This window comes from Streptomyces viridochromogenes, assembly GCF_001270495.1.
GTDB lineage: Bacteria > Actinomycetota > Actinomycetes > Streptomycetales > Streptomycetaceae > Streptomyces > Streptomyces viridochromogenes_A.
Genome location: NZ_LGUR01000002.1, coordinates 262,105 through 276,752, shown reverse-complemented (window position 1 = coordinate 276,752; position 14,648 = coordinate 262,105). Strand labels below are relative to the sequence as shown.

The 14,648-nt window shown below is 72.0% G+C and carries 12 protein-coding genes and 1 pseudogene; 8 read left to right on the top strand and 5 right to left on the bottom strand.

Going from position 1 to position 14,648, the window contains the following annotated elements; genetic code table 11:
- Window positions 1-36: 36 nt before the first annotated feature.
- Genes ADK36_RS01170 through modA form a run of 3 tightly spaced genes read right to left on the bottom strand, consistent with a single transcriptional unit; the run spans window position 37 to window position 2,806 of the window.
- Window positions 37-1,113, bottom strand: coding sequence for an ABC transporter ATP-binding protein (locus tag ADK36_RS01170; protein ID WP_048579867.1), 1,077 nt, complete (start codon window positions 1,111-1,113; stop codon window positions 37-39).
- 32 nt (window positions 1,114-1,145) lie between these two features.
- Window positions 1,146-1,994: a molybdate ABC transporter permease subunit gene (modB, locus tag ADK36_RS01165; RefSeq protein WP_053195941.1), complete on the bottom strand. Its 849-nt coding sequence runs from the start codon at window positions 1,992-1,994 to the stop codon at window positions 1,146-1,148.
- Window positions 1,991-2,806 (bottom strand): molybdate ABC transporter substrate-binding protein, encoded by an 816-nt coding sequence (gene modA, locus ADK36_RS01160; RefSeq protein ID WP_048579675.1) that lies wholly within the window; start codon window positions 2,804-2,806, stop codon window positions 1,991-1,993. Before modA ends, modB begins: the two co-directional genes overlap by 4 nt.
- 213 nt (window positions 2,807-3,019) lie before the next feature.
- Here modA and ADK36_RS49875 point away from each other — a divergent pair.
- A pseudogene (locus ADK36_RS49875) lies at window positions 3,020-3,384 on the top strand (NAD-dependent formate dehydrogenase); the annotation flags it as partial.
- A 76-nt stretch (window positions 3,385-3,460) separates the two neighbouring features.
- Here ADK36_RS49875 and ADK36_RS01155 read toward each other — a convergent pair.
- Complete coding sequence (locus tag ADK36_RS01155) at window positions 3,461-3,877, bottom strand: TOBE domain-containing protein (protein WP_048579676.1); 417 nt, start codon at window positions 3,875-3,877, stop codon at window positions 3,461-3,463.
- 220 nt (window positions 3,878-4,097) lie between these two features.
- Window positions 4,098-4,820, bottom strand: coding sequence for a GntR family transcriptional regulator (locus ADK36_RS01150; RefSeq protein WP_078916032.1), 723 nt, complete (start codon window positions 4,818-4,820; stop codon window positions 4,098-4,100).
- Window positions 4,821-4,916: 96 nt separating this feature from the next.
- Here ADK36_RS01150 and glyA point away from each other — a divergent pair, with 96 nt between their 5' ends.
- From glyA to pntB, 7 genes are all read left to right on the top strand, one after another.
- Window positions 4,917-6,251, top strand: a complete 1,335-nt coding sequence (gene glyA, locus ADK36_RS01145) for a serine hydroxymethyltransferase (protein ID WP_048579677.1) — start codon at window positions 4,917-4,919, stop codon at window positions 6,249-6,251.
- Window positions 6,248-7,468, top strand: a complete 1,221-nt coding sequence (locus ADK36_RS01140) for a sarcosine oxidase subunit beta family protein (RefSeq protein ID WP_053195939.1) — start codon at window positions 6,248-6,250, stop codon at window positions 7,466-7,468. Before glyA ends, ADK36_RS01140 begins: the two co-directional genes overlap by 4 nt.
- Before the next feature lie 56 nt (window positions 7,469-7,524).
- The gene (locus tag ADK36_RS01135; protein WP_048579679.1) at window positions 7,525-7,821 is read left to right on the top strand and encodes a sarcosine oxidase subunit delta; all 297 of its coding nucleotides are present in this window, start codon (window positions 7,525-7,527) and stop codon (window positions 7,819-7,821) included.
- Window positions 7,818-10,682, top strand: a complete 2,865-nt coding sequence (locus ADK36_RS01130; protein ID WP_053195936.1) for a sarcosine oxidase subunit alpha family protein — start codon at window positions 7,818-7,820, stop codon at window positions 10,680-10,682. Before ADK36_RS01135 ends, ADK36_RS01130 begins: the two co-directional genes overlap by 4 nt.
- On the top strand, window positions 10,675-11,316 hold the full coding sequence (locus ADK36_RS01125) for a sarcosine oxidase subunit gamma (protein ID WP_048579681.1): 642 nt from the start codon (window positions 10,675-10,677) through the stop codon (window positions 11,314-11,316). The genes ADK36_RS01130 and ADK36_RS01125 overlap by 8 nt, the downstream gene beginning before the upstream one ends.
- A 145-nt stretch (window positions 11,317-11,461) precedes the next feature.
- Window positions 11,462-13,042, top strand: a complete 1,581-nt coding sequence (locus tag ADK36_RS01120) for a Re/Si-specific NAD(P)(+) transhydrogenase subunit alpha (RefSeq protein WP_048579682.1) — start codon at window positions 11,462-11,464, stop codon at window positions 13,040-13,042.
- A 6-nt stretch (window positions 13,043-13,048) separates the two neighbouring features.
- Window positions 13,049-14,503 (top strand): Re/Si-specific NAD(P)(+) transhydrogenase subunit beta, encoded by a 1,455-nt coding sequence (pntB, locus tag ADK36_RS01115; RefSeq protein ID WP_048579683.1) that lies wholly within the window; start codon window positions 13,049-13,051, stop codon window positions 14,501-14,503.
- Window positions 14,504-14,648 lie beyond the last annotated feature (145 nt).

The following is a 14,648-nucleotide window of genomic DNA, read 5'->3' as shown; positions in this document are numbered from 1 at the left end:
AGGTGCCCTCAGGTGGCGCCTCCCCGGACGGCGCTCTCATACCGGGTAGGCATGGGTCTGCGTCGCCTTCACCGTCGCCCAGACCTCCGCGCCCGGGTGCAGATCGAGCTCGGCGGCGGCGACCGTGGTCAGGTCCGCGGCGAGGGCGAGTCCGCCCGCGAGATCGGCGCGGATCTGGTCGCCGTGGGTCTCCAGGCCGGCCACCTCGCAGCGCCAGAGATTGCGGGCGCTGGAGCCGGTCGGGCGCTCGCGGTGGAGGGTGACCGCGCTGGGCGGGAACGCCACGAACACCGGGCCGGACAACTCCTCCGTGGTGGTGACGGCCGGACCGGCGTCGAGACGGACGGTGTGGCCCTCGGCCTCGCCCCGGTAGAGGTTCAGGCCGACCAGCTGGGCGATGTAGTCCGTACGGGGACGGCGGGCGATGTCGGACGGGGTCCCCTCCTGGACGACCCGGCCGTGCTCGACGACGACCAGGCGGTCGGCCAGGACCATGGCGTCCAGCGGGTCGTGCGTGACGAGTACGGCGACCGCCTCGAACTCGGCCAGGTGGCGCCGCAGTTGGGCGCGCACCTCCAGACGGGTGCGGGCGTCCAGCGCCGCGAGGGGTTCGTCGAGGAGCAGCAGACGCGGGCGGGTGGCGAGGGCGCGGGCGAGGGCGACGCGCTGGGCCTGCCCGCCGGACAGCTTGCGCGGCTTGGCGCCGGCATGGTCCTTGAGTCCCAGCCGGTCCAGCCACTCGGCGGCCTGCGCCCGCGCCTCCGCCTTGGTCGCGCCTTGGCAGCGCGGGCCGAAGGCCACGTTGTCGAGGGCCGTGAGGTGGGGGAAGAGCAGGTAGTCCTGGAAGACGACGCCGACCGGGCGGGACTCCGGCGGCGTACGGTCCAACTCCGCACCGTCCAGCCGCAGACGGCCGCCGGTGAGCGGGGTCAGCCCGGCGAGGGCCCGGAGGGCGGTGGTCTTGCCCGCGCCGTTCGGACCGAGCAGCGCGACCACCTCGCCGGGCGCCACGGCCAGGGCCACGTCGAGCCGGAAGGCGCCGCGGTCCACCACCAGGCGGGCGTCGAGGCCGTCCGGAGCGGTGTCGGCGTGGACGTCGTAGGTCTCGGTCATCCGGCGGTCGTCCCACGCTCGTGCGGGCCGGGTCATCCGGCACTCATCCAACGGTCACGCAGCCCCGCCAACACCGCGATCGACACCGCAAGCAGCACCAGACTGAGGGCGATCGCGGCCTCCGGGTCGCTCTGCAGGGCCAGGTACACGGCCAGCGGCATGGTCTGGGTACGGCCCGGGAAGTTGCCCGCGAAGGTGATCGTCGCGCCGAACTCGCCGAGCGCCCGCGCCCAGGCCAGCACCGCGCCCGCCGCGATGCCGGGCGCGATGAGCGGCAGCGTGACCCGGCGGAACGCGGTGAAGCGGGAGGCGCCCAGGGTGGTGGCCGCCTCCTCGTACCGCGGGTCGGCGGCCCGCAGGGTGCCCTCGACGCTGATCACGAGGAACGGCATCGCCACGAACGCCTCCGCGATCACGACCCCCGTGGTGGTGAACGGCAGCGTGATCCCGAACCACGAGTCCAGCCACTGCCCGACGATGCCGTTGCGGCCGAGAGCCATCAGCAGCGCCACACCGCCGACGACCGGCGGCAGGACGAGGGGGAGGGTGACAAGGGCCCGTACGAGGCCCCGGCCGGGGAACTCCACCCGGGCCAGCAGCCAGGCCAGCGGCACGCCGATGACCAGGCTCACGGCGGTGGCCAAGGTCGCGCAGATCAGCGACAGCCTGAGTGCCTGCCACACGTCGGGGCTGGTCAGCTGCTCGGGCAGGCTGTGCCACGGGGTACGTACAAGCAGGGCGATCAGCGGCACGATCAGGAACGCCAGGCCGATCAGCGCGGGGACCAGCAGGGGCAGCGGAACGCCCGTACGGACGCGCCGGCGCCGCGGCCCACCCCGGAGGGTGTCCGTCGCGGCGCCGGTCCTGTCGGTCGAGGTCACGGCTTGAGGAACCCGGCCTCGGTCAGGACCTTCTGCCCCTCGGCGGACCGCACCAGCGCGATGAACGCCTTCGCGGCCTCGGCGTTCTGCGTGTCCTTGAGCAGGGCGATCGGGTAGTCGTTGACGGCGTCGGCGGACTCGGGGAACTCCACGCCCTCCACCTTGTCACCCGCCGCGCGCACATCGGTCTTGTAGACGACCGCCGCGTCGGCCTCCTTCAGCTCGACCTTCGTCAGGGCGGCCTTGACGTCCTGCTCGTAGGAGACGGGAGTGAGCTTCAGCCTGCTCGCGTCGAGCGCCTTCTGGGCGGCGGCGCCGCACGGCACCTCCTTGTCGCAGAGCACGACCTTCAGGCCCGACTCGGTCAGGTCCGCAAGGGAGCCGATCTTGTCGGGGTTGCCCGGCAGGGTGGCGATCTCCAGCTCGTTGCGGACGAAGGTCGCGGGCGCGCCGGAGGCGTCCCCCGCATCCGTGACGATCTTCATCGTCCTGGGACTGGCCGAGGCGAACACATCGGCCGGCGCGCCGCCGGTGATGCTCGCGGCGAGGGAGTCGCTGCCGCCGAAGCTGAAGGTGACCTTCGTACCCGGGTGCTCCTTCTCGAACTGCTTGCCCAGCGCCGTGAAGCTCTCCTTCAGCGAGGCCGCCGCGAAGACCGTCACGTCGCCGGAAATCTTGCCCGAGGCCGAGTCGGAGGCCGACACGGAGGAGTCCGAGCCGGAGGACGAACAGCCGCTCAGGGCCAGCAGCGCGGCTGCGCCAACGCCGCTCACCTGCGACATGCGGCGGTTCCGGCGCGCGGTACGGGTCATCACGGGTTCACTCCCTCTGGTCCTGACGGACACACTTCATTGCGCTGATGATAGTGCCGCAGATGCGAGGGGAAAGTCTCCTGTCACATCGCATGAGCGGTGACTGTGATCTGGTCGGTTGGAATGTGCGTTTGTACGGGCGCGGGTCGCACGGCGGGCGGTACATGCTGACGAGCGGCCCGTTGGTCGCAGGACGCCGCCCTCCCGCTGTGCCTGCTCGCCGGCCCTGCGCTCTACGTCCTGTATGACGACCCCACCGACGGGTACAGACGACGTACGCCCACGACGACCGCCCCGGAATCGACCACTACCCCGGCGGCCGGACCACCCCGCCCCGTCCGCGGCGGACTTCACCCCGGGCCACCTCCTCGGCAGCGTCTGCCGCGAACTCGGCCTGTACGGCTTCCTGGAGGCAGCCGGGCACACGGTCGTCGTCACCTCCGACAAGGACCGCGCCGGGTCGGTGTCCGGCCGTGGACTGCCCGACGCGGACGTCGTGATCTCACAGCCGTTTCTGGCCGGCGTACCTGACCGCGGAGCGCATGGCCGCCGCCAAGAACCTCAAGCCGGCGATCACCGGGCACTGCCCAGCGGCCAGTTGGCGGGTTACTCGGGTGGAGACCCCCGGCTCAGCTCGGTTCGACTCGGCCCCGCTCAGGCACGGTCGATGTGCACGTTCGTCGACTTCACCCGAGCGGTGGCCTCCATGCCGACCTCCAGCCCCAACTCCTCCACGGCCTCCCGCGTCAGCAGCGACACCAGCCGGTGCGGCCCGGCCTGGATCTCCACCTGGGCGGCGATGTCGCCGAGCTTCACGGCGGTGACGATGCCGGGGAAGGCGTTGCGGACGGACGTGTACGAGACGTCCTCCTCGCCACCACCACCGCCACTTCCTCCGCCTCCGGTCTTGGCCAGTTCCACGGAGAAGGCGGCCAGATCCTTCCCGTCGATGAGGCGTCGCCCGCTCTCGTCCCGATGCGTGGCGACCCGGCCGGCGTCGGCCCACCGTCGCGCGGTGTCGGGACTCACTCCGAGCAGACGCGCCGCCTGGCCGATCGTGTAGGACTGCATAGGCGCCAAGATAGGCGATCAGAGCTGAGCCGCCGGAGAGCGGCCTGCGCCGAGCGCCTGCCGCTGCGCTCGCCGCGCTGCGAGACCTCCGCAGGTCCTCTGGGGCTAGGGCGTGTTGCGTCCTGGGCGACGACGACCTGCGGCTCGCCCGCTGGGGCCGGGAAGGGCTACGGGGCGCCGCGCACTGAGAGGTCGTCGCTCGGCCTCGCGCGGTGCGGTGTCAGATGGCCGCGCGAATGGCCCGCTCGAAGTCCTCGACATGGCTGCGGGCCAGCTGTGCCGCCTTCTCGGGCTCACCGGCGACGATCGCCTCGATCAACGGCCCGTGCTCCTCGACATGGCCGGCCATGTCCGACAGCCGGTCGATGAACAGGCACCAGATCCGGGTGGCCAGGTTGTCGTGGCGGACGAGCGTGTCCTCCAGGTACGGGTTGTGCGCGGCGGCGTAGACGGCACGGTGGACCTGAAGGTCGAGATGCATGAGCTCGGCGGCGTCGTCCCGGCGGGGATCCACGCCCTCCAGCTCCCGGCGCAGGTCCGTCAGGGCCGCCCGGTCGGCGGCCGTGGCGCGCCGTGCGGCCTGGGCGGCGGCGAGCGGCTCCAACTCCTGGCGCACCTCGGAGATATGGGCCAGGTCGGTGATGTTGACCTCGGTGGCGAAGGTGCCGCGTCGGGGGTAGGTCGTGATCAGCCGCTCGTACTGGAGCCGTTTGAGCGCCTCGCGCACCGGCGTCCGGCCGACACCGAGGGACTGGCCCAGCTGCTCCTCGTTGATCGGTGCGCCCGGGCGGATCTCGAGCATGACGAGGCGGTCGCGGATGGCACGGTAGGCGCGCTCGGCGAGGGAGAGGTCCTCGCCCCCGGGCCGATCGACCGTGAGCCTCCCGACCCCGGGTTCCCCGCCGGGTTCGCGGCCTGCGGGCCCGGTCGCCACCTGCTGCATGAAATGCCCCCTTGACCTGTCCGGCGAGCTCCCATACCGTACCGCACGGCCTAATATATCAGTTGCGCATTAGTTGGCTTCCAGGATGGTGCACAGATGGCAACCAACCCGTCGACCAGCACACTCACCTCCCCTCTCGCCCGCCCGCTCGGCGAACTCGACCCGGAGGTCGCCGCCGCGGTGGGCGCCGAGCTGCACCGTCAGCAGTCCACGCTGGAGATGATCGCCTCGGAGAACTTCGCCCCGGCCGCCGTCATGGAGGCCCAGGGCTCGGTGCTGACCAACAAGTACGCCGAGGGCTACCCGGGCCGCCGCTACTACGGCGGCTGCGAACACGTCGACGTCGTCGAGCAGCTCGCCATCGACCGGGTGAAGGAGCTGTTCGGCGCCGAGGCCGCGAACGTGCAGCCGCACTCGGGTGCCCAGGCCAACGCGGCCGCGATGTTCGCGCTGCTGAAGCCCGGCGACACGATCCTCGGCCTCGACCTGGCGCACGGCGGTCATCTGACCCACGGCATGCGCATCAACTACAGCGGCAAGCTGTACAACGTCGTGCCGTACCACGTGCGCGAGTCCGACCTGCGCATCGACATGGACGAGGTCGAGCAGCTCGCCCTCGCGCACCGGCCCAAGATGATCGTCGCCGGCTGGTCGGCGTACCCGCGACGGCTGGACTTCGCCGCGTTCCGGCGGATCGCCGACGCGGTGGGCGCTTACCTGATGGTGGACATGGCGCACTTCGCCGGCCTGGTGGCCGCAGGGCTCCACCCGAGCCCGGTGCCGTACGCCGACGTCGTCACGACCACCACCCACAAGACCCTCGGCGGCCCGCGCGGCGGTGTGATCCTCAGCCGCGCCGACCTCGCCAAGAAGATCAACTCCGCGGTCTTCCCCGGCCAGCAGGGCGGCCCGCTGGAGCATGTCATCGCGGCGAAGGCGGTGGCCTTCAAGGTGGCCGCGGGGGAGGAGTTCCGGGAGCGCCAGCAGCGCACCCTGGACGGCGCCCGCATCCTCGCCGGGCGGCTGCTGGCCGACGACGTCGCCGAGGCGGGCATCACCGTCCTGACCGGCGGCACCGAAGTCCACCTGGTCCTCGTCGACCTGCGGAAGTCCGCGCTCGACGGACAGCAGGCCGAGGACCGGCTGCACCGCATCGGCATCACCGTCAACCGCAACGCGGTGCCGTTCGACCCGCGCCCGCCGATGGTCTCCTCCGGGCTGCGGATCGGCACCCCCGCCCTGGCGACCCGGGGCTTCGGCGCGGCCGAGTTCCGCGAGGTCGCCGACATCATCGCCCAGGCCCTGAAGGAGGAGCAGCTCGGCGACGAGGACGCCGGCCCGCTGCGGGACCGGGTCGAGAAGCTCGCCTCAGCCTTTCCCCTCTACCCGCACCTGTCCCGCCTGTCCCACCTGAACGGAGACGCGGCATGACCGCCGAGCCGCTGCCGGAGCACCCGGACTTCCTCTGGCGCAACCCCGAGCCGCGCTCCTCGTACGACGTCGTCATCGTCGGCGCGGGCGGCCACGGCCTCGCCACCGCCTACTACCTCGCCAAGAACCACGGGATCACCAAGGTCGCCGTCCTGGAGAAGGGCTGGCTGGCCGGCGGCAACATGGCCCGCAACACCACGATCATCCGCTCCAACTACCTCTGGGACGAGAGCGCGGCGATCTACGAGCACGCGCTGAAGCTGTGGGAGGGGCTCCCGCAGGAGCTGGACTACGACTTCCTCTTCAGCCAGCGCGGCGTCCTCAACCTCGCGCACACCCTCCAAGACGTCCGCGAGGGCGTGCGCCGCGTCAACGCCAACAGGCTCAACGGAGTCGACGCCGAGTGGCTGGAGCCGGACGAGGTCGCCGAGGTCTGCCCCATCCTCAACGTCTCGTCCCGCACCCGGTATCCGGTCCTCGGCGGCACCTTCCAGCCGCGGGCCGGGATCGCCAAGCACGACCACGTGGCCTGGGCGCTGGCCCGCCGCGCCGACGAGCTGGGCGTGGACCTGATCCAGGGCTGCGAGGTCACCGGCTTCCTCAAGGACGGCGACCGGGTCGTGGGCGTGGAGACCAACCGCGGCCGCATCCACGCCGGCCGGGTCGGCCTCGCGGCCGCCGGGCACAGCAGTGTGCTGGCCGAGCGGGCGGGCGTACGGCTGCCGGTGCAGTCACACCCGCTCCAGGCGCTGGTCTCCGAGCTGCACGAACCGGTGCACCCGACGGTCGTCATGTCCAACCACGTGCACGTCTATGTGTCCCAGGCACACAAGGGCGAGCTGGTGATGGGCGCGGGCGTCGACTCCTACAACGGCTACGGGCAGCGCGGCTCCTTCCACGTCATCGAGCAGCAGATGGCCGCCGCCGTCGAACTCTTCCCCGTGTTCGCCCGCGCCCACGTGCTGCGCACCTGGGGCGGCATCGTCGACGTCACCCCGGACGCGTCCCCGATCATCGGGGTGACCCCCGTCGAGAACCTCTACGTCAACTGCGGTTGGGGGACGGGCGGTTTCAAGGCCACTCCGGCCGCCGGCTGGACGTTCGCGCACACCATCGCCACGGGTGAGCCGCATCCGCTGAACGCCCCCTTCGCCCTCGACCGCTTCAGGACGGGCGCGTTGATCGACGAGCACGGCGCCGCCGCCGTGGCCCACTGAGAGCCCACTTTCAGCCCGCTGAAAGCCTGTTGAATGCCTGTTGAGAGAAGGACACCGTGCTGCTGATCAGCTGCCCCTGGTGCGGTCCGCGTGACGAGACCGAGTACCACTACGGCGGACAGGCTCACGTCCCCTACCCCGAGACCCCCGCGGACCTCACCGACGGGCAGTGGGCCGAGTACGTCTTCTACCGCGACAACCCCAAGGGCCCCTTCGCCGAGCGCTGGGTGCACAGCACCGGCTGCCGCCGCTGGTTCAACGTCCTGCGCGACACCGTGACCAACGAGGTGCTGACCTCCTACCGGCTCGACGAGCCCCGCCCCGAACTGCCCCAGGCCGGAGGGAACCGATGACCGACCAGCAATTCCGGCTCCGGCGAGGCGGCCGCGTCGACCGCACCGCAGTGCTCCGGTTCACCGTCGACGGCCGGGAACTCACCGGGCACCCCGGAGACACCCTCGCCTCGGCCATGCTGGCGAACGGCGTCGTCGAGGTCGCCCCTTCCCTCTACCGCGGCCGCCCCCGCGGCATCGTCGCCGCCGGCGTCGAGGAGCCCAACGCCCTGGTGCAGCTCGACGGCCCGTGCTCGGAGGGCATGCTGCCCGCCACGACGGTGGAGCTCCACGACGGCCTGTCCGCCACCACGCTGTCCGGGATGGGCCGGCTCGACCCGACGCCCGACCCGGCCGCCTACGACAAGAAGTACGTCCACACCGACGTCCTGGTCGTCGGCGCCGGACCGGCCGGGCTCGCTGCCGCCGCCGCTGCCGCCGGGTCCGGCGCCCGCGTGCTCCTCGTCGACGACCAGCCCGAGCCCGGGGGTTCGCTGCTCTCCGGCGCGCCGAGCGACCTCGACCGGGTCGACGGTCTGCGCGCCGCCCTGGACGCCGCCCCCGAGGCCGTCGTACTGCGACGCACCACGGTCTTCGGGTCGTACGACGACAACTACGTGCTGGCCCTCCAGCGGCGCACCGACCATCTGGGAAGTGCCGCGCCCGAAGGCGTCTCGCGGCAGCGGCTGTGGCACATACGGGCTCGCCGGGTCGTCCTGGCGACCGGCGCGCACGAGCGTCCGCTGACCTTTGCCGGCAACGACCGGCCCGGCGTGATGCTCGCCGGGGCCGTGCGCACCTACCTCAACCGGTATGCCGTGGCGCCCGGTTCACGGGCCGTGGTGGGCACGACCAACGACAGCGCCTACGACACGGTCGCCGACCTGCGTGCCGCCGGGGTCGACATCGCCGCCGTGGTGGACGCGCGCCCCGAACTGTCCGACCGGGCCGCCGAGGTGGCCGCCGCGACCGGCGTGCGGGTGCTGACCGGCAGCGCGGTGGTCGACACGTCCGGCGACCACCGGCTCACCGGCGTCACGGTCCGGGCCCTCGACGACAGCGGTCGACCCACCGGTGAACCCAGTTCGTTCGACTGCGACCTGCTCGCCGTGTCCGGCGGCTGGAGCCCGGTGGTGCATCTGCACAGCCAGCGCCAGGGACGGCTGCGCTGGGACGAGGACCTGGTGGCCTTCGTCCCCGACGGGACCGTACGGGACCAGCAGGTCGTCGGCGCGGCGCGCGGGACGTACGACCTCGACGGCTGTGTGGCCGAGGGGGCGCGGGCGGGTGCGCTGGCCGCGACGGAGGCCGGGTTCCCGGTGGCCGTACCGGCCGACGGCCCGCGGCCCGCGGCCGGCCCGACACGTGCCCTGTGGCTGGTCCCCGGCCCTGAGGGCGAACCCGCGGACTGGACCACCCACTTCGTCGACCTCCAGCGGGACGTCACCGTCGCCGACGTCTGGCGCTCCACCGGTGCCGGCATGCGCGGCGTGGAGCACGTCAAGCGCTACACCTCGCTCGGCACGGCGAACGACCAGGGCAAGACGTCCGGCGTCAACGCGATCGGGGTGATCGCCGAGGCCCTGGGCGCGGGCGCGTCACCGGGGGAGATCGGCACCACGGCCTACCGGGCGCCGTACACCCCGGTGGCGTTCGCGGCGCTGGCCGGCCGGGAGCGCGGGGACCTGTTCGACCCGGAGCGGACCACGTCCCTGCACAGCTGGCATGTGGCGCAGGGCGCGGAGTTCGAGGACGTCGGGCAGTGGAAGCGCCCCTGGTACTACCCGCGGCCCGGTGAGGACATGGACACCGCCGTGGCCCGTGAGTGCCGCGCGGCCCGTGAGGGGGTGGCGTTCATGGACGCCTCCACCCTCGGCAAGATCGAGATCTGGGGCGCGGACGCCGGCGAGTTCCTCAACCGCGTCTACACCAACGCCTTCAAGAAGCTGAAGCCCGGCATGGCCCGCTACGGCGTCATGTGCAAGCCCGACGGGATGATCTTCGACGACGGCGTGACCCTGCGCCTCGACGACAACCGCTACTTCATGACCACCACGACGGGTGGCGCCGCGGGCGTCCTGGACTGGCTGGAGGAGTGGCTGCAGACCGAGTGGCCCGAACTCGACGTCCACTGCACCTCGGTGACCGAGCAGTGGGCGACGATCGCCGTCGTCGGACCCCGCTCGCGCGAGGTCGTCGCCCATCTCGCCCCCGACGTCGACCTGTCCGCCGAGGCGTTCCCCTTCATGGCCTTCCGCGAGACCACCCTGGCCTCCGGTGTCCCGGCCCGGATCTGCCGGATCTCCTTCTCCGGCGAACTCGCCTACGAGATCAACGTCTCCGCCTGGTACGGGCTCGCGGTCTGGGAGGAGGTGTACGCGATCGGCCGACCGTACGACATCACCCCGTACGGCACCGAGACCATGCACGTCCTGCGGGCCGAGAAGGGCTACATCATCGTCGGCCAGGACACCGACGGCACCGTCACCCCGCACGACGCGGGCATGAGCTGGGTTGTGTCCAAGCAGAAGGACTTCATCGGCAAGCGGTCCTACTCCCGCGCCGACACCGCCCGCACGGACCGCAAGCAGCTGGTCGGCCTGCTGCCCAGCGACCGCACGACCCGGCTGCCCGAGGGCACCCAGCTCGTCGCGCCGGACGTGCCGATCACCCCCGAGGCCGGGCCGGTGCCGATGCTCGGCCACGTCACCTCCAGCTACCACAGCCCGGCCCTCGGCCGCCCCTTCGCCCTCGCCCTCGTCGCCGACGGTCAGGCAAGGAAGGGCCAGACCCTGCTCGCCCCGGTGGGCGATGACCTGGTGCCCGTCGAGGTGACCGACTTCGTCCTCTACGACCCTGAAGGGACCAAGCGAGATGGCTGAGCCGACGATCCACACAGGGGCAGCCGCCGGCGTCGGCCCGGCCGCCCTGCGCAGGAGCCCGGTGGCCCACCTGGAGAAGCGGATGCGCGCCGCCGGCGTCACCGGCGCCCGCGGCGTCACACTGAGCGAGTGGCCGTTCCTCGCCATGGTCGACCTGCGTGTCGACCCCGCCTCCGAGGCGGCCCGCCGCATCGAGAAGACCCTGGGGGCACCGCTCCCGCGCCGGTGCGGCCACACCACCGCATCCGGCCCGCACACGGTCGTCTGGCTGGGCCCCGACGAGTGGCTCGTGCTGTCCCAGGCCGACGCGCCCACCGTGGCCGCCGAACTGGACGAGGCCCTCGGGGGAGACCCGGGCTCCGTCGTGGACGTCTCCGCCAACCGCACCATGCTGGACCTGAGCGGCCCGGCCGCCCGGCAGGTGCTGGAGAAGGGCTGCCCGCTCGACCTGCATCCCCGGGCCTTCGGCCCCGGCCGGGCGGTCGCGACCACGGTGGGCCCCGTCGCCGTACTGCTCTGGCAGGTCGACGACGCACCGACGTACCGGCTGTTCCCCCGCTCCTCGTTCGCGGACTACCTGGCGCGCTGGCTCATCGACGCGATGAGCGAGTACCGCGGCCCGGAGGTGCCCTGACGGAGCACGTCACCGACCGCCGAGCACGTCCCGACCCAAGACGAGCAGGCGCACCACCTTTCTGATCGCGCCGGATACGCGGCTTCCCGACGGGCGCCAGGGGGCAGACCTTCGGCGGAGGCGAACCCGATCAGAGAGGAAGACGATGGTCCCATCGGAACGGGAACCGGAGCAGGAAGCCCAGCGGATCGGCATACCCGCCGAGTCCACCGCGGGCGAGACCAGGGTGGCGGCGACCCCGGCCACCGTGGCCCGACTCGTCGCGCTGGGCTACCACGTGGTCGTGGAACCGGGGGCGGGGGAGCTGTCCCGCTTCTCCGACCCGGCCTACGAAGAGGCGGGCGCCCGGCTCGGCGACCCCTGGCCGGCCGAGATCGTCCTGAAGGTCAACGGTCCGTCGAGCGAGGAGATCGGCCGGCTGCGCGACGGGGCGACGCTGATCGCGCTCATCGGCCCCGCGCTGAACCCGGAACTGGTCGAGGAGCTGGCGCGGCGGCCGATCACCGTGCTCGCCATGGACGCCGTCCCGCGCATCTCGCGCGCCCAGTCCCTGGACGTCCTCAGCTCCATGGCGAACATCGCCGGATACCGTGCCGTCGTCGAGGCCGCGCACGCCTTCGGCCGCTTCTTCACCGGCCAGGTGACCGCCGCCGGCAAGGTGCCGCCGGCCAAGGTGCTCGTGGCCGGCGCCGGAGTGGCCGGACTCGCGGCGATCGGCGCCGCGCACAGCCTCGGCGCCGTGGTCCGCGCCACCGACCCCCGGCCCGAGGTCGCCGAGCAGGTGCGCTCGCTGGGCGGGGAGTTCCTGGAGGTACGGCCTGAACACGCCGAGCAGGAGGTCAGCGGCGACGGATACGCCAAGGCCACCTCGGACGACTACAACCGGCTCGCCGCGCAGCTGTACGCCGACCAGGCCGCCGACGTCGACATCATCATCACCACCGCGCTCATCCCGGGCCGGCCCGCGCCGAGGCTCGTCACCGCCCAGGACGTCGCCCGGATGAAACCCGGCAGCGTGATCGTCGACATGGCCGCCGCCCAGGGCGGCAACGTCGAGGGCACGGTCGCCGGGAAGGCGGTCGTCACCGACAACGATGTGACGATCATCGGCTACACCGATCTTCCCGGCAGACTCCCGGCCCAGGCCTCACAGCTGTACGGCACCAACCTCGTCCACCTGATGAAACTCCTCACCCCCGGCAAGGACGGCCGGCTCGTCCTCGACTTCGACGACGTGGTGCAGCGGTCGATGACCGTGGTCCGTGACGGCGAGAAGACCTGGCCACCGCCACCCGTGCAGGTGTCCGCCGCGCCCACCCCCGCACCGGCCCAGGGCCCGGAACCCGCCGCGGTCCCCGACAGCGCGGCGAAGCCCGCCCGCTCCGCGCGGTCCGGGTACGCCCTCGTCGGCGCCGGAGCGCTCGCGCTCTTCCTGGTGACCGCCTTCTCACCGCCCCAACTGATCGCCCACTTCACGGTGTTCGTCCTGGCGATCGTCATCGGCTTCTACGTCATCGGCCATGTGCACCACGCGCTGCACACCCCGCTGATGTCGGTCACCAACGCGATCTCCGGGATCGTCGTGGTCGGTGCGCTGCTGCAGATCGGGCACGGGAACACCGTGGTCACCGTGCTGTCGTTCGCCGCGATCCTGCTGGCGAGCATCAACGTCTTCGGCGGATTCGCCGTCACCCGCCGCATGCTCGGCATGTTCTCGAAGGGCTGATCACGGATGACCACCGCCACGGCCGCAGAGGCCGCATACGTCGTCGCCGCGCTGCTGTTCATCCTCAGCCTCGCCGGACTCTCCCAACACCGGACCTCCCGCTCGGGGGTCGTCTGGGGCATCGCGGGCATGGTCATCGCCCTGGCCGCCACCGTCGGTCTCGCCTCGCGGTCCGCCACCGCCACGGGTCTGGTGCTGATCGCCGTCGCCACGGCCGTCGGCGCGGGCATCGGACTGTGGCGCGCCCGGGTCGTCGAGATGACCGGCATGCCGGAACTGATCGCCATCATGCACAGCCTCGTCGGCCTCGCCGCCGCGTTCGTCGGCTGGAACGGCTACCTCGACGTCGACGCCGGGGGCCACACCGGGCAGGAGATCACCGGCTCGCTGCTGCGCATCCACCACGCCGAGGTGTTCATCGGTGTGTTCATAGGCGCCGTCACCTTCACCGGATCCGTCGTCGCCTACCTGAAGCTGTCGGCGCGCATCAAGTCCCGTCCGCTCATGCTCCCCGGCAGACACGCCCTCAACCTGGGCGCGCTCGCCGCGTTCGTCGCGCTCACCGCGGCCTTCGTCGCGCGCCCCCACATGGGGCTGCTCATCGCGGTCACCGTGGTGGCACTGGCCCTCGGCGCCCACCTGGTCGCCTCCATCGGCGGCGGCGACATGCCGGTGGTCGTCTCGATGCTCAACAGCTACTCCGGCTGGGCCGCGGCCGCCTCCGGCTTCCTCCTCGCCAACAACCTGCTGATCGTCACCGGCGCACTGGTCGGCTCCTCCGGCGCCTACCTGTCGTACATCATGTGCAAGGCGATGAACCGTTCCTTCCTCTCGGTGATCGCGGGCGGCTTCGGGGGCGAGACGGCGGTGGCGAGCGACGGCGCCGACCAGGGGGAGCACCGGGAGATCAGCGCGGAGGAGACCGCCGAACTCCTCCAGGACGCCACCTCGGTGATCATCACCCCGGGATACGGGATGGCGGTCGCCCAAGCCCAGTACCCCGTCGCCGAGTTGGCGCGCAAGCTGCGCGAGCGCGGGGTCGACGTGCGCTTCGGTATCCACCCGGTCGCCGGCCGGCTGCCCGGGCACATGAACGTGCTGCTCGCCGAGGCCAACGTGCCGTACGACATCGTGCTGGAGATGGACGAGATCAACGACGACTTCGCCGCCACCTCCGTCGTCCTGGTCATCGGCGCCAACGACACCGTCAACCCGTCCGCCGCCGAGGACCCGGCCAGTCCCATCGCCGGGATGCCGGTCCTGCACGTGTGGGAGGCGGCCCAGGTCGTCGTCTTCAAACGCTCCATGGCGACCGGGTACGCGGGCGTACAGAACCCGCTGTTCTTCCGCGAGAACAGCCAGATGCTCTTCGGCGACGCCAAGCAGCGCGTCGAGGACATCCTGCGCGGCCTCGACGCGACCGCCGCCCCGGTCCCGGCCATGGTCGGCACGAACCGCTGACCCGCGTCCCCCGCCGTCCGCCGGGCCGCCCCGGCGGACGGCCCGGCCTGCCGGCCGGCCCGCCCGTGAATCCGCGCCACTTCACCTGAAGGTGTGACGAGCACGGACGTACATCGAGAGAGCGGAATCCGAGGACCGCCGGCGT

What these genes read in the sequence shown, in the direction of transcription:
- ADK36_RS01150 (WP_078916032.1), bottom strand. Translation starts at nt 4,820, where the DNA reads ATGCAGCAGGTGGCGACCGGGCCCGCAGGCCGCGAACCCGGCGGGGAA.
- ADK36_RS01140 (WP_053195939.1), top strand. Translation starts at nt 6,248, where the DNA reads ATGACCGCCGAGCCGCTGCCGGAGCACCCGGACTTCCTCTGGCGCAAC.
- modA (WP_048579675.1), bottom strand. Translation starts at nt 2,806, where the DNA reads ATGACCCGTACCGCGCGCCGGAACCGCCGCATGTCGCAGGTGAGCGGC.
- glyA (WP_048579677.1), top strand. Translation starts at nt 4,917, where the DNA reads ATGGCAACCAACCCGTCGACCAGCACACTCACCTCCCCTCTCGCCCGC.
- ADK36_RS01125 (WP_048579681.1), top strand. Translation starts at nt 10,675, where the DNA reads ATGGCTGAGCCGACGATCCACACAGGGGCAGCCGCCGGCGTCGGCCCG.
- pntB (WP_048579683.1), top strand. Translation starts at nt 13,049, where the DNA reads ATGACCACCGCCACGGCCGCAGAGGCCGCATACGTCGTCGCCGCGCTG.
- ADK36_RS01130 (WP_053195936.1), top strand. Translation starts at nt 7,818, where the DNA reads ATGACCGACCAGCAATTCCGGCTCCGGCGAGGCGGCCGCGTCGACCGC.
- ADK36_RS01170 (WP_048579867.1), bottom strand. Translation starts at nt 1,113, where the DNA reads ATGACCGAGACCTACGACGTCCACGCCGACACCGCTCCGGACGGCCTC.
- ADK36_RS01120 (WP_048579682.1), top strand. Translation starts at nt 11,462, where the DNA reads ATGGTCCCATCGGAACGGGAACCGGAGCAGGAAGCCCAGCGGATCGGC.
- ADK36_RS01155 (WP_048579676.1), bottom strand. Translation starts at nt 3,877, where the DNA reads ATGCAGTCCTACACGATCGGCCAGGCGGCGCGTCTGCTCGGAGTGAGT.